Source organism: Pseudomonas sp. S2_B10, from assembly GCF_054668425.1.
In genome coordinates, this window is the sequence record NZ_CP162768.1 from 3,344,582 (window position 1) to 3,365,916 (window position 21,335).

16 protein-coding genes and 1 pseudogene are annotated in these 21,335 nt (G+C 61.5%); 14 read left to right on the top strand and 3 right to left on the bottom strand.

The genetic code is table 11. The annotated features are described in order from the left end of the window. The first annotated feature begins 66 nt into the window (after window positions 1-66). From AB4O45_RS15035 to AB4O45_RS15050, 4 genes are all read left to right on the top strand, one after another. On the top strand, window positions 67-3,648 hold the full coding sequence (locus tag AB4O45_RS15035; RefSeq protein ID WP_460160250.1) for a DUF2339 domain-containing protein: 3,582 nt from the start codon (window positions 67-69) through the stop codon (window positions 3,646-3,648). Beyond that, complete coding sequence (locus AB4O45_RS15040; protein WP_150637988.1) at window positions 3,645-5,009, top strand: DUF3999 domain-containing protein; 1,365 nt, start codon at window positions 3,645-3,647, stop codon at window positions 5,007-5,009. The genes AB4O45_RS15035 and AB4O45_RS15040 overlap by 4 nt, the downstream gene beginning before the upstream one ends. Window positions 5,010-5,348: 339 nt before the next feature. Further along, on the top strand, window positions 5,349-6,359 hold the full coding sequence (locus AB4O45_RS15045; RefSeq protein ID WP_016772098.1) for a class 1 fructose-bisphosphatase: 1,011 nt from the start codon (window positions 5,349-5,351) through the stop codon (window positions 6,357-6,359). Between the two features lie 3 nt (window positions 6,360-6,362). After that, window positions 6,363-6,965 (top strand): DUF924 family protein, encoded by a 603-nt coding sequence (locus AB4O45_RS15050; RefSeq protein ID WP_305382021.1) that lies wholly within the window; start codon window positions 6,363-6,365, stop codon window positions 6,963-6,965. 107 nt (window positions 6,966-7,072) lie between these two features. Here AB4O45_RS15050 and AB4O45_RS15055 read toward each other — a convergent pair whose 3' ends face one another. Both AB4O45_RS15055 and AB4O45_RS15060 read right to left on the bottom strand, forming a co-directional pair. Beyond that, window positions 7,073-7,837 carry a methyl-accepting chemotaxis protein gene (locus AB4O45_RS15055; RefSeq protein WP_371915145.1) on the bottom strand — a complete coding sequence of 255 codons (765 nt, stop codon included), beginning with the start codon at window positions 7,835-7,837 and terminating at the stop codon, window positions 7,073-7,075. A gap of 141 nt (window positions 7,838-7,978) precedes the next feature. Further along, a pseudogene (locus tag AB4O45_RS15060) lies at window positions 7,979-9,016 on the bottom strand (cache domain-containing protein); the annotation flags it as partial. A 230-nt stretch (window positions 9,017-9,246) separates the two neighbouring features. Here AB4O45_RS15060 and AB4O45_RS15065 point away from each other — a divergent pair. Next, the gene (locus AB4O45_RS15065) at window positions 9,247-9,501 is read left to right on the top strand and encodes a hypothetical protein (RefSeq protein WP_016772095.1); all 255 of its coding nucleotides are present in this window, start codon (window positions 9,247-9,249) and stop codon (window positions 9,499-9,501) included. A gap of 29 nt (window positions 9,502-9,530) precedes the next feature. After that, entirely contained in the window at window positions 9,531-10,100 is a 570-nt protein-coding gene (locus tag AB4O45_RS15070; RefSeq protein WP_460160251.1) for a lipocalin family protein, read from the top strand. 121 nt (window positions 10,101-10,221) lie between these two features. On the opposite strand, the gene AB4O45_RS15075 is transcribed toward AB4O45_RS15070, so the two are convergent. Beyond that, window positions 10,222-11,586, bottom strand: coding sequence for a formimidoylglutamate deiminase (locus tag AB4O45_RS15075; RefSeq protein ID WP_460160252.1), 1,365 nt, complete (start codon window positions 11,584-11,586; stop codon window positions 10,222-10,224). 146 nt (window positions 11,587-11,732) lie between these two features. On the opposite strand from AB4O45_RS15075, the gene hutC reads away from it, so the two are divergent. The 8 genes from hutC to hutH all read left to right on the top strand — a co-directional run bounded on the left by hutC (window position 11,733) and on the right by hutH (window position 21,293). Further along, a complete protein-coding gene (gene hutC / locus AB4O45_RS15080; RefSeq protein ID WP_252883865.1) occupies window positions 11,733-12,443 on the top strand; it encodes a histidine utilization repressor in 711 nt (236 codons plus the stop codon). Continuing rightward, a complete protein-coding gene (locus tag AB4O45_RS15085) occupies window positions 12,440-13,012 on the top strand; it encodes a HutD/Ves family protein (RefSeq protein WP_460160253.1) in 573 nt (190 codons plus the stop codon). Before hutC ends, AB4O45_RS15085 begins: the two co-directional genes overlap by 4 nt. 474 nt (window positions 13,013-13,486) lie before the next feature. After that, complete coding sequence (gene hutU, locus AB4O45_RS15090) at window positions 13,487-15,175, top strand: urocanate hydratase (protein WP_310219330.1); 1,689 nt, start codon at window positions 13,487-13,489, stop codon at window positions 15,173-15,175. Between the two features lie 148 nt (window positions 15,176-15,323). Beyond that, the gene (locus tag AB4O45_RS15095) at window positions 15,324-16,796 is read left to right on the top strand and encodes a purine-cytosine permease family protein (RefSeq protein ID WP_460160254.1); all 1,473 of its coding nucleotides are present in this window, start codon (window positions 15,324-15,326) and stop codon (window positions 16,794-16,796) included. A 71-nt stretch (window positions 16,797-16,867) separates the two neighbouring features. Next, window positions 16,868-17,836: an ABC transporter substrate-binding protein gene (locus AB4O45_RS15100; RefSeq protein WP_071174126.1), complete on the top strand. Its 969-nt coding sequence runs from the start codon at window positions 16,868-16,870 to the stop codon at window positions 17,834-17,836. 70 nt (window positions 17,837-17,906) lie between these two features. After that, window positions 17,907-18,758, top strand: coding sequence for an ABC transporter permease (locus tag AB4O45_RS15105; protein WP_016772087.1), 852 nt, complete (start codon window positions 17,907-17,909; stop codon window positions 18,756-18,758). Further along, a complete protein-coding gene (locus tag AB4O45_RS15110) occupies window positions 18,755-19,585 on the top strand; it encodes a quaternary amine ABC transporter ATP-binding protein (protein WP_016772086.1) in 831 nt (276 codons plus the stop codon). Before AB4O45_RS15105 ends, AB4O45_RS15110 begins: the two co-directional genes overlap by 4 nt. A gap of 184 nt (window positions 19,586-19,769) precedes the next feature. Then, window positions 19,770-21,293, top strand: coding sequence for a histidine ammonia-lyase (gene hutH / locus AB4O45_RS15115; RefSeq protein WP_460160255.1), 1,524 nt, complete (start codon window positions 19,770-19,772; stop codon window positions 21,291-21,293). Window positions 21,294-21,335: the final 42 nt, after the last annotated feature.

Genomic DNA, 21,335 nt, shown 5'->3' on the forward strand with positions numbered 1-21,335 from the left:
GTTTGTGCCTAGACTGAAGCCATCGCCGGACTCGCCCCGCCCCGGGGCTGCTTAGGGATATCGACCATGCAATGGATGTTCATGTTGATCGGGCTGGTGCTCGGTGGACTGCTCGACGAGTCATTCAGCGGCGCGCTGTTGGGTGCGCTGCTGGGGCTGGTCATCGGCCAGGCGCTACGCATTGCGCGCCTCGGCTCGCAGGCGGCGGAGCAACAGCGTCAACTCGAGCAGGTGCGCGAAGCCTTGCAAGGCGTGGCCCAGCGGCTGTTTGTGCTGGAAGGTTCGCCCTCGCATGCGCCCGCGCCGCCACCTGAAGCCGAGCCAGTCGCCGCACCCGTCGACGTGGCTGAGCAGGCTGCCCCGACCCCTGAGCTGATCTGGGAACTGCCCCCCGAACTCGAACCGGTCTCCGCCGTCGCCCGCGAAACCACCCAGCCGCTGCCGGCCGATGCCTGGCGCGCCGAACCGGCTCCCGTTGCACCACCGCAAAAACCCGCCGAACCCCGTGGCCCGAGCCTGATCGAACGCGGCATCAGCGCTGCGCGCAATTGGCTGTTCGGCGGCAACACGGTGCTGCGCGTCGGCGTGGTGCTGCTGTTTTTCGGTCTGGCATTTTTACTGCGTTACGCCACCGAAGGCATGGTGGTGCCGATCGAGTTGCGATACGCCGGCGTCGCGGCAGCGGCGTTGGCTCTGCTTGCGCTGGGCTGGTGGCTGCGCCGACGCAACAGCAACTATGCATTGATGCTGCAAGGCACCGGGATCGCGGTGTTGTACCTGACGGTGTTTGCGGCGATGCGTCTGCATCCGTTGCTTGATCCGTCCGCTGCACTCGGTTTGCTGGTCGCGGTGACGGTGTTCTCGGCCATTCTGGCGATTACCCAGGACGCGCTGGGGTTGGCCGCAGCGGCGGCACTCGGTGGTTTCGCCGCGCCGATTCTGACGTCTACCGGCGAAGGCAATCACGTCGCGCTGTTCAGCTATTTCGCTCTGCTCAACGCGGGCATTCTTGCTATCGCCTGGTTCAAGGCCTGGCGCCTGCTCAACCTGATCGGTTTCGTCGGCACCTTCGGTATCGGTTTCGCCTGGGGGCTGCGTTCCTACACGCCGGAACTGCTGTGGAGCACCGAGCCGTTCCTGATTGTGTTTTTCCTCATGTACCTCGCCATCGGCCTGCTGTTCGCCCGGCGTAAATTGCGCGAAATGGCGGGTGCCCCGGCGGAGGCTGACCGCGAGGCGCTGCTGCAATGGTCGGCCCGCAAGGGTGATTACGTCGACGGCACCATGCTGTTCGGCCCGCCGATCATTGGCTTCGGTCTGCAGTTTGCGCTGGTGCAGCATCTCGAATTCGCGGCGGCGTTCAGTGCTCTGGCGCTGGGCATGATCTATATGACGCTGGCCAAAGTTTTGATGGGCGGGCGCGCGATGCTGCTAGGTGAAACCTGCCTGGCGCTGGGAGTGATTTTTGCCAGCCTGGCGATTCCGCTGGGGCTCGATGCGCGCTGGACTTCTGCGGCGTGGGCCGTGGAAGGCGCAGGGATTTTCTGGCTTGGTTTACGTCAGCATCGACCGTTTGCCCGGGCCTTTGCCTTACTGCTGCAACTGGGTTCGGCACTGGCGTTTCTCAGCCAGTTGCAGCCCGGCGAGAGCAGCCTGCTCGACGGCGCACCGCTGGGCGCGCTGATGCTTGGCGCCGCGCTGCTGTTCAGTTTCCTTCAACTGCGCAAGGCTACGCCCGAGCAGACATCGCCGTGGGAAAGGCAAGGCCTGCCGCTGCTGGCGTGTCTGGGCCTGACGTTCCTTTATCTACTGGCACCGTTGTTCCTGTTCATCCAGGGCACGGCAATCAGTTGGGCCTTGGCCGGGTTGGCGACTTTGTTCGTGGGGCTGCGGATTCAATCACGCACATTCCTGTTCACCGCGTTCGCCGTGCAGTTGCTGGGCGGCGCGTTGTTCCTGCTGCGCCTGCAAACTGCCGGTGAAGATTCGGCGGCGGTGTTCAGCGCTGGCTGGAGCGGTTTGCTCAGTGCGTCCTTGATCGGACTGGCCTTGATTGGCGGCATGCTGCTCGCGGCTCGCGATGAGATGGTGCGCGCTGATGTGCGTCTGCTGCGCGGCTTGTCGGTGGTGTTGCTGGCGGGGTTGGTGCTGATCAATCTGGCGGTACTGTTCGTGCTGCCGTGGCAAACCGCGAGCGCGGTGTGGGCGGCCAGCGGTTTGCTGATCATCTGGCTGAGCCTGTACCTGCAACAGCGTCTGAGTTTCGTTTTCGGCCTGCTGTTGCAGGTGATCGGCGGCGTAGCGTTTCTGCTCGCCGGCCCCGAATGGCTCGGGCCGCTGTCCAGCGAAGGGCTGAAACCGTTGGCCCATGGCGGCTTCTGGACACCGCTGGTGCTGGGGCTGGCCGCGCTGATCGGCGCGTGGCGCTTGCAATTGGGCAACCATGCCACGGCTTTTGATGCCTTGAGTTTGCAGCGCTTGTCGCAAGTGCTGCTGGTCTGGGGCGCCGGTTGGTGGACGCTGGCGTGGGTCGGCGAGATCCTGCGTTTCGCTTCGCCGAACCTGCAAGGCGCATTGTTGCTGCTGGTCGCTGCGATCAGTGTGGCGCTGTGGACGATTTTGTCACTGCGCTTGAAATGGCCGGCGCTGGGGTTGCTCTGCACCTTACTGATTCCGGCGGCGGCGCTGGTCTTGCTCGGCGCGTGGCATGCACGCTATCACCCGGCTGCCGACTTCGGCTGGCTGGCGTGGCCGGCGCTGTTCGCGGTGCACTTCTTCACCCTGCGCCGCCTGGCGTCGATCTTGCCGGCGCGCGCATTGAGCGCGGCCCATGTGTTCGGTTGCTGGCTGTTGATTGGCGTGCTGGCGCTGGAGTTGCGTTACGGCCTGCTGTTGTTGTCCGAGCAGTACAACGCGTGGCGGTGGCTGGGCTGGGCGATTCTGCCGAGCCTCTATCTGTTGCTGATGGCTGCTCCCCGTTCGTGGCCGTGGCCGGTGGCCGCATTTGCCCGCGAGTACCGCTTGTACGCAGCGGCACCGCTGGCGGTGCTGATGCTGGCGTGGTTCTGGCTGGCCAATGGCGTCAGCGATGGCAATGCCGAACCATTGCCTTACGTGCCGCTGCTCAACCCATTGGAGCTGGGTCTGCTGTTTGCGCTGTTCGGCGTTTATGCCTGGTCGCGCAGCGCCGTCGCGCAGCTGTCGATCCGTCAGGATTATGCCGACAAGGCTACGCAACTGATCGCCGGGGTTTCGCTGTTCGCCTTCTGCACCGCGCTGGTCACCCGCGCGGCGCATCACTGGGCCGGCATCCCGTTCGAGCTTGATCAACTGCTCGCGTCGATGCTGGTGCAGGCCGGCCTGTCGATCGTCTGGACGTTGATGGCGCTGGGGCTGATGATCGGCGGCCATCTGCGCCATCGCCGCGAAGTGTGGCTGATCGGCGCGGCGCTGATCGCGCTGGTGGTGGCCAAGCTGATTTTTGTCGAACTGAGCAACCGTGGCGGCCTCGCCCGGATCGTCTCGTTTATCGGCGTTGGCGTGTTGCTGCTGGTGGTCGGCTACTTTGCGCCGCTGCCACCCAAACGCGTCGAGGCTGAACCGGCGGCGGACAAACCCGCGCCGGAAACCGAAGGAGTTGCATCTTGAGTCGCATGCTGAATCTGGGTTGGTTGGCGCTGGGCGTGGTGATGGTCGCTGGTGCTCAGGAAAAACCGGCGGACTTCGCCACGCAAGTGCCGTTGACGGTGAGCGGCAATGGCCCGTGGTATCGCCTCGACTTGCCGCTGAGCGCGCAATTGCAGGCGCGCCAGACCGATCTCAGCGACCTGCGTGTGTTCAACGCCGCCGGCGAAGCGCAGGCCTACGCCTTGGCTCGCGAATCGGCGCAGACCCGCGACGACGGCAAGCTGCACGAGGTCAAATGGTTCCCGCTGTACAACGCCGCCGACGCCAGCGAGCGCGCGCCGAATGTGCGCGTGCAGTCGACCACCAACGGTACCCTGGTCGAAGTGCAACCGTCCTCGCAACTGGAGGCGGGCGAAGAAGTGCTGCGCGGCTGGCTGCTCGATGCCAGTGCGATCAAGGCACCGTTGCAGCAGTTGATCCTCGACTGGACCAGCGAGCGCGACGGTTTCCAGCGTTTCAGCATCGAGGCCAGCGACGATCTGCAGCACTGGCAGTCATGGGGCGAGGGCCAGGTGGCACGGCTGACCTTTTCCGATGAGCGCATCGAACAGCACGAAGTGACCCTGCCGGGGCAGACCGCGCGCTATGTGCGCCTGCTGTGGGAGTCGCTGGGTTCGGCGCCCGTCCTGACGTCGGCGCAATTGAAAAGCAGCGACCCGCGCAACCTGCCGCTGCCTTTGGTCTGGTCGCCCAGCGTGGCCGGCAGCAGCACCAAGTCCGGGGAATACATCTGGCAGTTGCCCATGGGGCTGAATGTCGAGCGGGTGCAGATCGAGCTGAAACAGCCGAACAGTCTGGCGCCGGTCACGTTGGCCGGCCGGCGCGAGAGCAACTTGCCGTGGCAGCCACTGAGCAGCGGTTTGCTGTATCGCCTGAGCCAGAACAATCAGGACGTGGTCCAGAACGAAATCCCGCTGTCCGGGCAGACCGTGCAGCAACTCAAGCTGACCGTGGATGAGCGCGGCGGCGGTCTGGGTGAGCAGGCGCCGGACCTGAAATACGCGGTGCGCGCCACGCAGGTGATCTTCCTCGCCCGGGGCGAAGGGCCGTACAGCCTGGCCTTGGGCAATGCCACGGTGAAAACGGCGAACCTGCCGCTGGCAACGTTGATTCCGGATTTCAAGCCAGAAAAGCTGGCGAGCCTGGGCAAGGCGACGGTGCAGGACGAAGCGAAGGCCACGCAAACTTCGGCGGCGACGACGGCTGCGGTGGCCGGGACCAACTGGAAGAAGTTCGGGCTGTGGGCGGTGTTGCTGCTCAGTGTGGTGTTTCTCGGGGCGATGGCGTTCAGCCTGTTGCGCAAACCGCCAGCCAATACCTGAGCATGGCGGCGCTTTGCGCCATTCGCGAGCAGGCTCGCTCCCACAGTGATCTCGGTCGTTCACATATTTTGTGTACACCACACATCCTGTGGGAGCTGGCTCGCCAGCGATGGCGGCCGGTCAAACAACAAAAATTCATCAGACTGCCGCTATCGCTCAACCACCACCCGCCCCATTTCCAACTACGCTAAACCCGACACCTGAACTCTCCACCAACAATCACGTCTCATACAGGCAAATACACCCAGGCGCAGGTTAGCCGGCGTCTTCGCTCGCTAGGTTTTCAGACTCCCTGTAAACTGCGCGGGTTTTCCGCCCCCCATTCCACCGGAGCCGTCCATGTCCCGCGTTACCTTGAGTCGCTATTTGATTGAGCAGACCCGCAGCAACAACACTCCTGCCGATCTGCGCTTTTTGATCGAAGTGGTAGCGCGTGCCTGCAAGGAGATCAGCCACGCCGTGTCCAAAGGCGCCCTGGGTGGTGTTCTGGGCAGCATGGGCACCGAGAACGTGCAAGGCGAAGTGCAGAAGAAGCTCGACGTGATCTCTAACGAGATCCTGCTCGAAGCCAACGAATGGGGCGGTCACCTGGCCGGCATGGCGTCCGAAGAAATGGACAACGCCTACCAGATCCCGGGCAAATACCCGAAAGGCGCATACCTGCTGGTCTTCGACCCACTGGACGGCTCGTCGAACATCGACATCAACGCCCCGGTCGGCACGATCTTCTCGGTATTGCGTTGCCCGAACGAATACCTGAGCCAGAACGAGCCGCTGAACGAAAAAGCCTTCCTGCAGCCAGGCACCCAGCAAGTGGCCGCCGGTTACGCCATCTACGGCCCGCAGACCATGCTGGTGCTGACCCTGGGCGACGGCGTCAAAGGCTTCACCCTGGACCGCGAAATGGGCAGCTTCGTACTGACTCACGAAGACATCACCATCCCGGAAACCACCCAGGAATTCGCCATCAACATGTCCAACCAGCGCCACTGGGAAGCCCCGGTACAGCGCTATGTCGGCGAGCTGCTGGCCGGTGAAGAAGGTCCGTTGAAGAAGAATTACAACATGCGCTGGGTCGCGGCGATGGTTGCCGACGTACACCGCATCCTGACCCGCGGCGGTCTGTTCATGTACCCGCGCGACAGCCGCGAGCCGTCGAAACCGGGCAAGCTGCGCCTGATGTATGAAGCCAACCCGATGTCGTTCCTTGTCGAACAAGCCGGCGGCGCGTCCACCGACGGTCACCAGCGCATTCTCGACATCCAGCCGGAAGGCCTGCACCAGCGCGTTGCAGTGTTCCTCGGTTCGAAAGAAGAAGTCGCCCGCGCCACGGCCTACCACAAGGAATAAACCATGCACGCGCCCTGGCAGCCGTTGCTCGACTGGTGGTTCGGACACGCCGAATCAGCCAGCGAAGTGGCGGCCGAAAAGGGCAAGTTGTGGTTCGGCAAGCGAAACAGCCAAGACCTCGAAGCGCAGACGCGTTTCGGGGTCTTTGTCGATCAGGCCCTGGCCGGCGAATTGACTGAGTGGACGCAATGTCCCGAAGGCTGGCTGGCGGTAGTGCTGCTGCTCGATCAGCTGCCGCGCATGATTTATCGCGACACTCCCAAAGCCTTTTTCGGTGATCTGCTTGCACAGAAACTTGTCGCGCAAGGCATTGCGGCAGATTTTGATCGGCAGTTGAAGCCGATTCAGCGTGTGTTCATTTATCTGGTGTTCGAACACTGCGAAAACCTCGCGGTGCAGAACGAAGCCGTTTCCAGATTTATTGAATTGGTGGCTGAGCAGCCAGAGTCGGAGCGGGCGGTGTTTGCCGATAACCTGGACTACGCCGAGCGGCATCAGAAGGTGATTGCCCGGTTTGGAAGGTTTCCGCATCGCAATGCGGTGTTGGGGCGGGAGTCTACGTCTGAGGAATTGGAGTTCCTGTCCAGGCCCGGCTCAAGATTCTGAATCTTCAGTGCGGCTTATGCCGCTTTCGCGAGCAGGCTCGCTCCCACAATTGAAATGCATTCCACTGTGGGAGCGAGCCTGCTCGCGAAGAGGCCTGAGGCTGCAGCTTAGATCCTGAAGCTGCCGACCAGATGCTTCAACCGCGCCGCCTGTTGCTCAAGGTCCGAACACGCGCGCAACGTCGCCTGCAAGTTCTCCACGCCTTCCTGATTCAGCGTGTTGATCTCGTTGATATCAACGTTGATCGACTCGACCACGGCGGTCTGTTCTTCGGTCGCGGTGGCTACCGACTGGTTCATCCCATCGATTTCGCCGATGCGCTGGGTCACGCTGCCCAGGCGCTCGCCGGCCTGGTTGGCGATGCCGACGCTGCTTTCGCTCTCGCGCTGGCTCTCGGTCATGATGCTCACCGCCTGGCGTGCGCCGACCTGCAGCTCTTCGATCATCTTCTGCACTTGCTGCGCCGAATCCTGGGTGCGGTGCGCAAGGTTGCGCACCTCGTCGGCGACCACGGCGAAACCGCGTCCGGCCTCACCGGCACGCGCGGCTTCAATGGCGGCGTTGAGTGCGAGCAGGTTGGTCTGCTGGGAAATGCTGGTGATCACTTCGAGAATCTGGCCGATGTTCACCGTGTTGCTGTTCAGCGTTTCGATATTGCCGCAGGAATCGCTGATCTTCGCCGACAGTTGTTGCATGGCGTGGATGGTTTTATCCACCACCTGCTGGCCGTCGACCGCGAGGCTGCGCGCATCGCTGGAATGCTGCGAGGCGAGCGCGGCGTTCTGGGCGATTTCCTGAGCGGCGGCGCCGAGCTGATTGATCGCGGCGGCGACGCTGTTGGTGCGGCTGGCCTGCTGGTCGGAGTTGTACATCGACGAGTTCGAGGCAGCGACCACACGCAGGGCGACTTCGTTGACCTGGCCGGTGGCCGAGGACACTTCGCGGATCGACGTATGAATGCGTTCGACGAAGCGGTTGAACGACGTACCCAATGCGCCGAATTCATCGTTGCCGTGAATCACCAGACGTTTGGTCAGATCGCCTTCGCCTTCAGCGATGTCATGCATCGCACGGCCCATGGTCAGCAGCGGTTGCATCAGCACGCGAATCAGCATGCCGAGCAGGCCGATGATGATCAACACGGCGATGACCATGGCGATCAGTGCCGAGGTGCGGAATTCGCTGAGCATCGAGAACGCGGTGTCTTTGTCGAGCACCAGCGCCACGTACCAGTCAGCCGATGGCACGCCGTTGACGTGGGTGAATGAGATCAACTGGGTCTTGCCGTCGAACTCGACTTCTTTCAGGCCCGGGCTGACTTTGGGCGCACCATTCGGATAAGCCTCGGCCAGTGTTTTGAGCACCAGCTTGCTGTCCGGGTGAATCAGGATTTTCCCTTCGGCGCTGACAATAAATGCATGACCGTGGCCGCCGAAGTTCAGCGAGTTGATGATCGCGCTGACGCTGGTCAGATCGATGTCGGCACCGGCCACGCCGAGCATTTGGCCCTGACGCTGCACCGGGGTGGCGACGGTGATCACCAGTTTGCCCGACGAAGCGGCAATGTACGGTTCGGTGACGATGGTCTGCTGCGCGCTGTTGGCCGCTTTGTACCAGCCGCGCGCGCGTGGATCGTAGTCCGGCGCACGGTTGCCGGCCGGCACCGAGAACATCACGCCGTCAGCGCCACCGAAATAGCTGAGCTGGAAATTGCCGGTGTAGGCGGGCAGGTCGATGATGCGCTTGAGGCTGGCGGGCGCGTTGCCGTCGACGGCGACTTGCTGCGACAGCGATTGCAGCAGTTGAATGCGACTTTCCAGCCAAGTCTGGATGTTGCTGGTGGTCAGGCTGCCCAGTTCCTGCATGGTCGCTTCGGTGCTGCTGCTCAATGCCTGACGCTGGCGATAGTCGTTGAAGAGGATGAAACAGGCGAACGCAACGGCCACCACAAGGGCAGCAGCCAGCAAAATCTTGTGGCTGAATTTCATGTTTCTGGTCATCGAATGAACTACCGCGAAGGGGCTGGTCAGGAAAGGGCGGCAATTTGCCATATTCGGCAGCGTTGCGCTGCTCTTATTTCGACCGAGCCGCGCCAAAGATTAGGCGTTTGCAGGGAAATTCTACGAAATGCTCGACGGCTTCACAAAGTTTTTGATTTACCGACAAAAGCCGGACGGGCGGGCTGATAAATAGGCGTTCGGTCACGGAACCAGATGACACTTTTCTCTTCTAAGCTTCTGGTTGGCACCATGCCATCCCCCCTCGTTCCAGGAGTTTCACCATGTCGCTGCGATCTATCGCCCTGCTGTCGTTTTGCGTGCTGTTGGCCGCATGCAGCAAGGTCAATCAGGAAAACTACTCCAAGCTCTCGGCCGGCATGGCCAAGTCCGAAGTGGAAACCCTTCTCGGCAAGCCCACCGATTGCTCGGGCGCGCTCGGTATGTCCAGCTGCACCTGGGGCGACAAGAACAGCTTTATCAGCGTGCAATACGCCGGTGACAAAGTGCTGATGTTTTCCGGCCAAGGCCTGAAGTAAACCGGGGCTTCGCGCCCACGGAGAAAAAAATGAAGCGGTTATTGCTGATCCTTTTTGCTGGCCTGGTACTGGCTGGCTGCGCCACTTCCGGCGTCGACCCGTTGGCGCCCAAGACCGTCAACAGCGTCAATCTCAAGCGTTATCAGGGCACCTGGTATGAACTGGCACGCTTGCCGATGTACTTCCAGCGCCACTGCGCGCAATCCGAAGCCCATTACACCCTCAAGCCTGACGGTAATGTCGGCGTGCTCAACCGTTGCCTGACTCCGGAGTGGCAGTGGGAAGAAGCCAAGGGCACGGCTTATCCACAATTGCCGGGCAAGACCGACAAGCTCTGGGTCGAATTCGATAACTGGTTCTCGCGCCTGGTGCCGGGTGTGGCGAAGGGCGAGTACTGGGTGTTGTATGTCAGCGACGATTACAAGACCGCCATCGTCGGCGATCCGAGTCGCAAGTACTTGTGGCTGCTGTCACGCACACCGACCGTCAACGGTGTAGTGCGTGAAGAATTGCTGAGCAAGGCGCGTCAACAGGGTTACGACACCACACGCCTGATTTGGCGGGCGTCGGATCGGCAGATGGCCAAGACCTCCAATTAAGCCGCTATACAAATCAAATGTGGGAGCGAGCCTGCTCGCGAAGAGGGTGTATCAGTCGACATGAATATTGACTGATACACCGCGTTCGCGAGCAGGCTCGCTCCCACAGTTTGGTTTTGGGTCAGCCCAAGAGATCGCGCAGGACCTGGGTGAAGGCTCGGGCGCTTTGCTCTTCGCCAGCATGCCGGCCATCGCGCACCACCCATTGACCATTGACCAGCACATCGCGCACCTGGCGATCGCCGCCGGCGAACAACCAGCGATTGAGAATCCCGTCCCCCGCAGCCGTCGCCAGATACGGATCGCTACCGTCCAGGACAATCCAGTCCGCGCGCTTGCCCACTTCCAGCGCACCAATCGGTTGACCCAGCGCCTGCGCGCCGCCGTCCAGCGCCGCGTCATACAGCGTGCGGCCGACCATCGGCTGCTGCGCGCCATACAAGCGATTGCGCCGCTGGTCACGCAGACGCTGGCCATATTCCAGCCAGCGCAATTCTTCCACCACGCTCAGCGACACATGGCTGTCGGAGCCAATGCCCATGCGCCCGCCCTGGGCAAGAAAATCCACCGCCGGGAAAATTCCGTCACCCAGATTCGCTTCAGTGGTCAGGCACAGCCCGGCGATCGCGCGACTGTTGGCCATCAGCGTGACTTCTTGCGGATTGGCGTGGGTTGCGTGGACCAGACACCAGCGCTGATCGACTTCAGTGTTCTCGTACAGCCATTGCAGCGGACGACGACCGCTCCAGCTCAGGCAATCGTCGACTTCCTTTTGCTGTTCGGCGATGTGTATGTGCACCGGGCATTGTTTGTCACTGGCCGCCAACACTTCGCTGATTTGTTGTGGCGTCACCGCCCGCAGCGAGTGGAAACACAGGCCCAGCGATTGCGCCTTTTGCTGCGCCAGTAATGGCTGCAACCGCGCTTGCAGATTCAGATAGTTTTCAGTGCTGTTGATAAAGCGACGCTGGCCATCGTTTGGCGTCTGCCCGCCGAATCCGGAATGACTGTAGAGCACTGGCAGCAGGGTCAGACCGATGCCGCTTTCGCTGGCGGCCTGGCTGATACGCAAAGCCAGTTCGGCAGGATCGGCATACGGCTGGCCGTTGCTGTCGTGGTGCACGTAGTGAAATTCGGCGACCGAGGTGTAACCGGCCTTGAGCATTTCGATGTACAGCTGACGGGCGATGATGCCGAGCTGATCCGGGTTGATTTTTCCGACGAGGCGATACATCAGATCGCGCCAGGTCCAGAAACTGTCGTTGGGGTTGCCGGCCACTTCGGCCAGTCCAGCCATGGCACGCTGGAAGGCGTGGGAGTGCAGATTGGGCATCCCCGGCAGCAACGGCCCGCGCAGCCGCTCGGCTTCGTCTGCGCTGGAATCGGCCTGGATTCGGGTCAGCAGGCCATCGGCGCTGACCTCGAGACGTACATTGTTGGCCCATCCGTTAGGCAGCAGTGCGCGTTCGGCAAAGAAGGCGGACATCGTTCGGCACCCCATCGTGTGTTATTTGTATATACATATACAGACGTTTGCCTGCCCGGTAAACTCCGGCAAGCTAGTCACTTTCATCCAATGAACAGGGATCAACCGTGCCGACTCCGCCTCCAGTTTCTCCGTTGGCCGCGAACATGGGCGACAGTCCGGCGCCTTTGTACGCCCGCGTCAAACAGATGATCACCCAGCAGATCGACAGCGGTAACTGGCCGCCGCACTACCGCGTGCCGTCCGAAAGCGAGCTGGTCAGCCAGCTCGGCTTCAGCCGCATGACCATCAACCGCGCCCTGCGCGAGATGACCGCCGACGGCCTGCTGGTGCGCATGCAAGGCGTGGGCACGTTTGTCGCCGAACCGAAGAGCCAGTCCGCGCTGTTCGAAGTGCACAACATTGCCGACGAAATCGCCTCGCGCGGGCATCGCCACACCTGTCAGGTCATCACCCTCGAAGAAGAGGCCGCCGGTTCCGAGCGCGCGCTGGCGCTGGACATGCGCGAAGGCCAGAAAGTCTTCCACTCACTGATCGTGCATTACGAAAATGACGTCCCGGTGCAAATCGAAGACCGTTTCGTCAACGCCCTGGTCGCGCCGGAATACCTCAAGCAGGACTTCACCCTGCAAACGCCCTATGCCTATCTCAATCAGGTCGCGCCGCTGACCGAGGGCGAGCACGTGGTCGAAGCCATCCTTGCCGAGCCGTCGGAGTGCAAGTTGCTGCAGATCGAAAAGGGTGAACCGTGCCTGCTGATTCGTCGGCGTACGTGGTCGGGGCGTCAACCGGTGACGGCGGCACGTTTGATCCACCCCGGTTCCCGCCATCGTCTGGAAGGGCGCTTTCATAAATGAATTATCAAGTGAAGGTTCTACGCGCCGAAGGCTACCCGCGCATGCCGTGGAAAAACGGCGGCGGCAGCACCGAGGAAATCACCCGTGATGCCGGCGCTGGCCTGGACGGTTTCGGCTGGCGCCTGTCAATTGCCGACATCACCGAATCGGGCGGTTTCTCGACATTCGCCGGTTACCAGCGAGTGATCACCGTGTTGCAGGGCGACGGCATGACCCTGTGCGTCGACGGTGACGCTACCCGTCCACTGTTACCCTTGGACCCGTTTGCTTTCAGCGGCGAAAGTCAGGTGTCCTGCACCTTGCTCGGCGGTGCGATTCGCGACTTCAATCTGATCTACGCGCCGCAACGTTACAGCGCGCGATTGCAGTGGCTGGACGGTGAGCAGCGGTTTTTCAGCTCGGCATCGACGCTGCTGGTGTTCAGTGTCAGTGAGCTGATGGACGTGCGTGTTGGCGACGGCGTTTCACAGCTCGGTCGGCATGATTGCCTGCAGCTGGACGGCAACAGCGGGCTGGTCGAAGTCTCCACCAACGCCGCATGCTGCGTGATCGAACTCCTCCAGAACTGAACACACCCCTGTGGCGAGGTGATTTATCCCCGCTGGGTCGCGAAGCGGCCCCATTCTTGATAAAAAAAAGCGGTCTGCTGCGCAGCCCAGCGGGGATAAATCCCCTCGCCACAAGCCATCCCCACTCTTGTTTCCCTCCACGCACCAACTTGTTACCGAACGCCCCAGCGTGGCGCAAAACCACGCTGTCGTAGCCAATCCCAACCTCCCCAAAATAACTGCGAAGAAAATTTCATTCACGCCAGAACCCTCGATTCAGGCGCTCTCCAGCCCTACCCCTGATTTTTCCTGAACACTCCACCAGCAAGTTGGCCGCTTGATTGCATATGCTTGTATGTACAAGTAAAGACGTATGCGTATGAGTCGGTCGAGACTCTCCGCAGCGTCCACTGATTCGCTTGTCGCGCAGCACAGCGCGCAGGCTGCTGCCCACTGCCAGGGTTGGTTTGAATTGATCGCTGAGGAGTCTTTTTCGTGACTGACAATACCCAGAACAGCAACAAGTTTCGTGACGTGCAGATTCGCGCCGCACGCGGTAACACGCTGACCGCCAAGAGCTGGCTGACCGAAGCGCCGCTGCGCATGTTGATGAACAATCTCGACCCGGAAGTCGCCGAGAACCCGAAAGAACTGGTGGTCTATGGTGGCATCGGCCGCGCTGCGCGGAACTGGGAGTGCTACGACAAGATCGTCGAGAGCCTGACTAATCTGAACGACGACGAAACCCTGCTGGTGCAGTCGGGCAAGCCGGTCGGCGTATTCAAGACCCATAGCAACGCGCCGCGCGTGCTGATCGCCAACTCCAACCTGGTGCCGCACTGGGCGAGCTGGGAACACTTCAACGAGCTCGACGCCAAAGGCCTGGCCATGTACGGCCAGATGACCGCCGGCAGCTGGATCTACATCGGTAGCCAGGGCATCGTTCAGGGCACCTATGAAACCTTCGTCGAAGCCGGGCGCCAGCATTACAACGCTGACCTCAAGGGCCGCTGGGTGCTCACCGCCGGCCTCGGTGGCATGGGCGGCGCACAACCGCTGGCCGCCACCCTGGCCGGTGCCTGCTCGCTGAACATCGAATGCCAGCAGGTCAGCATCGATTTCCGCCTGAAGAGCCGTTACGTCGATGAGCAAGCCAAAGACCTCGACGACGCTCTGGCGCGCATCGACAAATACACCAAAGAAGGCAAAGCGATTTCCATCGCGCTGCTGGGCAACGCGGCGGAAATCCTCCCGGAACTGGTCAAGCGCGGCGTGCGCCCGGACATGGTCACCGACCAGACCAGCGCCCACGATCCGCTCAACGGCTACCTGCCGGCCGGCTGGAGCTGGGACGAATACCGCGCCCGCGCCATGACCGAACCAGCCGCTGTGATCAAAGCCGCGAAGCAGTCGATGGCTGTGCACGTCAAAGCCATGCTGGAGTTCCAGAAGCAGGGCATTCCGACCTTCGACTATGGCAACAACATCCGCCAGATGGCCCAAGAAGAAGGCGTCGAAAACGCTTTCGATTTCCCGGGCTTCGTGCCGGCCTACATCCGTCCGCTGTTCTGCCGTGGCATCGGCCCGTTCCGTTGGGCGGCGCTGTCGGGTGATCCACAGGACATCTACAAAACCGACGCCAAGGTCAAAGAGCTGATCCCGGACGACGCGCATTTGCACAACTGGCTGGACATGGCCCGCGAGCGCATCAGCTTCCAGGGTCTGCCGGCACGTATCTGCTGGGTCGGTCTGGGCCAGCGCGCCAAGCTCGGTCTGGCCTTCAACGAAATGGTTCGTAGCGGTGAGCTGTCGGCCCCCGTGGTGATCGGTCGCGATCACCTCGACTCCGGCTCGGTGGCCAGCCCCAACCGCGAAACCGAATCGATGCAGGACGGTTCCGACGCCGTCTCCGATTGGCCGTTGCTCAACGCGCTGCTGAACACCGCCAGCGGCGCGACCTGGGTGTCTTTGCACCACGGCGGCGGTGTCGGCATGGGCTTCTCGCAACATTCGGGGATGGTGATCGTCTGCGACGGTACCGATGAAGCCGCCGAGCGCATCGCTCGCGTGCTGCACAACGACCCGGCTACCGGCGTCATGCGTCATGCGGATGCCGGTTACCAGATCGCCATCGACTGCGCGAAAGAGCAGGGGCTGAATCTGCCGATGATCACTGGCGGGTAACACGCTCTGGTTTTATGTGGGAGCGAGCCTGCTCGCGAAGGCGTCGTGTCAGTCGCTAATGCTGTGCCTGATACACCGATTCGCGAGCAGGCTCGCTCCCACAGAGGAATTTCAGTGAACCCGAATAGCAATCCACAGAGGTTGAATCATGGCGGTTAACAACGAACGTGCAGGCAGTACTCCGTTGATCGAAAGGCGTTCGATCGACTACATCCCGGAAGCGGAAAGACACGGTCGTCTGTTCAGTCAGTTCACCCTGTGGATGGGCGCCAACCTGCAGATCACTGCGATCGTCACCGGGGCCTTGGCCGTGGTGCTCGGCGGTGATGTGTTCTGGTCGCTGATCGGTCTGTTGATCGGTCAGTTGCTCGGCGGTGGTGTGATGGCGCTGCATGCCGCGCAAGGACCGAAACTGGGCCTGCCGCAGATGATCTCCAGTCGTGTGCAATTCGGCGTTTACGGCGCTGCGATTCCGATCGTGCTGGTGTGCCTGATGTACCTCGGCTTCACCGCCACCGGAACGGTGCTGTCCGGGCAAGCGCTGGGCCAGTTGTTCGGTGTCAGCGACAGTGTAGGCATCCTGATTTTCGCCAGCGTCATCGTGCTGGTCACGGTGCTTGGCTACCGGGTAATCCACTGGATCGGCCGCGTCGCCAGTGTGATTGGCGTGATCGCTTTCGTGTTCCTGTTCTGGCGGCTGATGAGCCAGACCGACGTCGTTGCGCTCCTGCAGATTCGTCATTTCAGCTGGAGCAGTTTCCTCCTGGCGGTGTCGCTGGCGGCGTCCTGGCAGATCGCTTTCGGCCCGTATGTGGCGGACTACTCGCGTTACCTGCCGAGCGCCACTTCATCGGTGAAAACCTTTTTCGCCGCTGGCGCAGGTTCGGTGATCGGCGCGCAGGTGGCGATGATCCTCGGCGTGTTTGCCGCCGCGTCGGCCAACGGTCAATTCGCTGGCCATGAAGTCGCCTACATCGTCGGACTCGGCGGTACCGGCGCCACTGCCGCACTGCTGTATTTCAGCATCGCGTTCGGCAAGGTGACCATCTCCACTTTGAACTCCTACGGCAGCTTCATGTGCATCGCCACCATCATCAGTGGCTTCAAAGGACACCTGACGGTTACCCGCATGCAACGGCTGGTGTTCGTGCTGTTCATCGTCGGCGCGGCAACCCTGATTGCCTTGCTCGGACAGCACTCGTTCCTCGGTGCGTTCAAGTCGTTCATCCTGTTTCTGCTCGCCTTCTTCACCCCGTGGAGCGCGATCAATCTGGTCGACTACTACTGCATCACCCGCGAGCGCTATGACGTGCCGGCGCTGGCCGATCCGAACGGTCGCTACGGCCGCTGGAACCTGCTCGGCATCAGCGTCTATGTGTTCGGCGTGCTGGTGCAGTTGCCATTCATCTCGACCAAGTTCTACACCGGCCCACTGGTGGCCGCCCTCGGTGATGTCGACATTTCCTGGATCATCGGTCTGGTTCTCCCGGCCGCCGTCTATTACTTCTGCGCAAAGAAATGGCACAGCACCGTGCCCGACCGCCTGATTCTGCCGGTCGAGCAGAACAGCACCCAACAAGCAAAAACGAGCGGGGCCGGTCGCGCTGCGGCGCAGGCCTGATCTGGACGTGGACCAGGCTGGATGCCTCTTGAACTGCCGTAAGCCCATTCATGATTAGGAGCGTCACGACAATGAAATCGAACAAGACCCTGCTGACCACATTGCTGTCCATGGGCCTGTTGGCCAGTGCCGGCGCGACGCAAGCCGCCGGCTGGTGCGAATCGGGCAAACCGGTGAAATTTGCCGGGCTGAACTGGGAAAGCGGCATGCTCCTGACCGACGTGCTGCAAGTGGTGCTGGAGAAAGGTTACGGCTGCAAGACCGACAGCCTGCCGGGCAATTCCATCACCATGGAAAACGCCCTGAGCAGTAACGATATTCAAGTGTTCGCCGAAGAGTGGGTCGGCCGTAGCGAGGTTTGGAACAAGGCCGAGAAGGCCGGCAAGGTCGTTGGCGTCGGTGCACCGGTGGTGGGCGCGGTCGAAGGCTGGTACGTGCCGCGTTACGTGATCGAAGGCGACGCCAAGCGCAAGCTCGAGGCGAAAGCCCCGGACCTGAAAAACATCGCTGATCTGGGCAAGTATTCCGCCGTGTTCAAGGACGCTGAAGAGCCGTCCAAGGGCCGCTTCTATAACTGCCCGGCCGGCTGGACCTGCGAGCTCGACAACAGCGAAATGCTCAAGAGCTACGGCCTGGAAAACAGCTACACCAACTTCCGTCCGGGCACCGGACCTGCGCTGGATGCAGCGGTGCTGTCGAGCTACAAGCGTGGCGAGCCGATCCTCTTCTACTACTGGTCGCCAACGCCGCTGATGGGCCAGATCGATGCAGTCAAACTGGAAGAGAAACCCGGCGTCGACAAGACCGTCAGCATCAAGGTCGGCCTGTCGAAAACCTTCCACGACGAAGCCCCGGAACTGGTCGCCGTGCTGGAAAAGGTCAACCTGCCGATCGACCTGCTCAATCAGAACCTCGGGCGCATGGCCAAGGAACGTATCGAGTCGGCAAAACTGGCGAAAATCTTCCTCAAGGAACATCCTGAAGTCTGGCACGCATGGGTGAGCGACGACGCAGCCAAGAAAATCGACGCGGCCTTGTAGGTCAGGTTTCCCCGGCTGCCAGCCACGGCAGCCGGACGCTTGATCGCAACCCCTTGATTGAGAGTCCCTTATGTTTCCCGAAAGCTTTACCTTTTCCATCGCCGACTGGGTCAACGGTTGGGTCGATTCGCTGGTGACCAACTACGGCGACGTGTTCCGGCATATCTCCGACACGCTGTTGTGGGCCATCGTCAGTCTCGAAGGTTTGCTGCGTGCGGCGCCGTGGTGGTTGATGCTGGCAATCGTCGGTGTCATCGCCTGGCACGCCACGCGCAAAGTCGTGACCACCGCCGTGATTGTCGGTCTGTTGTTTCTGGTGGGCGCGGTCGGCCTCTGGGACAAACTCATGCAGACCCTGGCGCTGATGATGGTCGCGACGATCATTTCGGTGCTGATCGGCATCCCGCTGGGGATTCTCTCTGCACGCAGCAATCGCCTGCGTTCGGTGCTGATGCCGCTGCTCGACATCATGCAGACCATGCCGAGTTTCGTTTACCTGATTCCGGTGCTGATGCTGTTCGGCCTGGGCAAGGTGCCGGCGATTTTCGCCACGGTGATCTACGCCGCGCCCCCGCTGATTCGCCTGACCGACCTTGGTATTCGCCAGGTCGACGGCGAAGTCATGGAAGCGATCAATGCCTTCGGCGCCAACCGCTGGCAGCAACTGTTCGGCGTGCAACTGCCGCTGGCCCTGCCGAGCATCATGGCCGGGATCAACCAGACCACGATGATGGCCCTGTCGATGGTGGTGATCGCCTCAATGATCGGCGCCCGCGGCCTCGGTGAAGACGTGCTGGTGGGGATTCAGACCCTCAACGTCGGCCGTGGTCTCGAAGCCGGGCTGGCGATCGTGATTCTCGCGGTGGTCATCGACCGCATTACTCAAGCGTACGGTCGGCCACGCCACGAGGTGAGCAAATGAGCAACGCAAGCGTGAGCAAGATCGAAGTGCGCAACGTCTTCAAGATTTTCGGCAACCGCGCCAAGGATGCGCTGGCCATGGTCGGCCAGGGCAAGAGCAAGGATCAGGTGCTCAACGAAACCGGTTGCGTGGTCGGCGTGAACGACTTGTCGCTGAGCATCGGCACCGGCGAAATCTTTGTGATCATGGGCCTGTCCGGCTCGGGCAAATCCACCCTGGTGCGCCACTTCAATCGCCTGATCGACCCCACCAGCGGGGCGATTCTGGTCGATGGCGAGGACATCCTGCAGTACGACATGGACGCCCTGCGCGAATTTCGTCGACACAAGATCAGCATGGTGTTCCAGAGCTTCGGTCTGCTGCCGCACAAGACCGTGCTCGATAACGTCGCCTACGGCCTGAAAGTACGTGGCGAAAGCAAGCAGGTCTGCGCCGAACGCGCGCTGCACTGGATCAACACCGTCGGTCTAAAAGGCTACGAAAACAAATACCCGCACCAGCTCTCCGGCGGCATGCGTCAGCGCGTCGGCCTCGCCCGTGCATTGGCGGCGGACACCGACATCATCCTCATGGACGAAGCGTTCAGTGCGCTGGATCCGTTGATCCGCGCCGAGATGCAGGACCAGTTGCTGGAACTGCAAAAGACCCTGCACAAAACCATCGTCTTCATCACCCACGACCTCGACGAAGCCGTGCGCATCGGCAATCGCATCGCGATTCTCAAGGATGGCCGGTTGATCCAGGTGGGCACGCCAAGAGAGATCCTGCATTCACCGGCCGATGAGTATGTCGACCGGTTCGTGCAGCGGCGCGCGGCGGTGGTCTGAGACTGAGTGGCCGTTGTGGCGAGGGGATTTATCCCCGTTCGGCTGCGAAGCAGTCGTAAAACCGGCCACTGCGGTCTGTCTGACGGATTTGCGGGCATGGTTTGGGGCGGCTTCGCCACCCAACGGGGATAAATCCCCTCACCACTGGGTTACCGGCATCAACAGAATTGGTATGAGGTTAGAGATGTCCCAGGCTGAAAGAATCGTTATCACAGGCAGCCCTCTGCGTTGGCAGGACGTGGTCGCCGTCGCCCGGCACGGTGCGCTGCTGGAACTGTCCAGCGAAACCTGGGCGCGCATCGATAATGCTCAGGCCATCGTCCAGCGCATCGTCGCCAGTGGCGAGCGCGCCTACGGCGTCAACACCGGTCTGGGCGGTCTGTCCAACGTCTCGCTGCAGGACGAACAGCTCAGCCAACTCTCGCGCAACACCTTGCTCAGCCATGCCTGCGGTGTCGGCCCGGTGCTCAGCGACGAACAGACCCGCGCAATCATCTGCGCCGCGATCCACAACTACAGCCACGGCAAGTCCGGCCTGCATCGGCGTGTGGTCGAAGGGCTGCTGGCGCTGCTCAATCGCGGCATCACCCCGCAGGTGCCGTCGCAGGGTTCGGTGGGTTACCTGACGCACATGGCGCACATCGGCATCGCGCTGCTCGGCGTTGGCAATGTCAGTTATCGCGGGCAGATCATTTCGGCGCAACAGGCGCTGGCCGAAGAGGGCCTGCAACCTGTGCAGCTCGGCGCGAAGGATGGCTTGTGTCTGGTCAACGGCACGCCCTGCATGACCGGCCTCAGTTGCCTGGCGATTGCCGATGCTACGCGGCTGTTGCAATGGGCCGATGTCATTGGTGCGATGAGTTTCGAAGCCCAGCGCGGCCAGATCGATGCCTTCGATGCCGAGATCATTGCGCTCAAGCCGCATCCGGGCATGCAGCAGGTCGGCGAAAATCTGCGTGCATTACTCGATGGCAGCCAAGTGATCGCCGCAAGCAAAGGCATTCGCACTCAGGACGCGCTGAGCATCCGTTCGATCCCGCAGGTCCACGGCGCCGCGCGTGATCAACTCGCGCATGCGATCAAACAGGTCGAAGCCGAACTCAACGGCTGCACCGACAACCCGTTACTGCTCGGCACACCGGACAATTTCCGGGTGATGTCGCAGGCCAACCCGCACGGTCAATCCGTGGCGATGGCTGCGGATCTGCTGGCGATTGCCATGGCCGAAATCGGCTCGATTGCCGAGCGCCGTCTGGACCGTTTGGTCAATCCGCACGTCAGCGGTCTGCCGGCGTTTCTGGTGGCCAATCCCGGGGTCAACTCGGGGATGATGATCGTGCAATACGTCGCCGCCTCGCTGTGTGCGGAAAACCGTCAATTGGCGCAACCGGCGGTACTCGACAACTACATCACCTCGGGCCTGCAGGAAGATCACCTGAGCATGGGCACCAACGCCGCGCTGAAGCTGCATCGCGCGCTGGAAAACTGCACGCAGATCCTCGCGATTGAATACCTGCTGGCGGCGCAGGCGTTTGAATTCCTCAAGGAACAGCGCTTTGGCGTGGGCACTGACCGCGCGTGGAAACTGCTGCGCGAAACGGTCCCCGCCTACGATCAGGATCGCTGGCTGGCGCCGGATATCGCTGCCGCTGCGACCGTGCTGAAAGACCCGAATCTGCCGCACAACGTTCTACCGAATTTGCACTGACAACTACCCATACCAGCGTGCCAAGGCGTGGATCGTTCACAA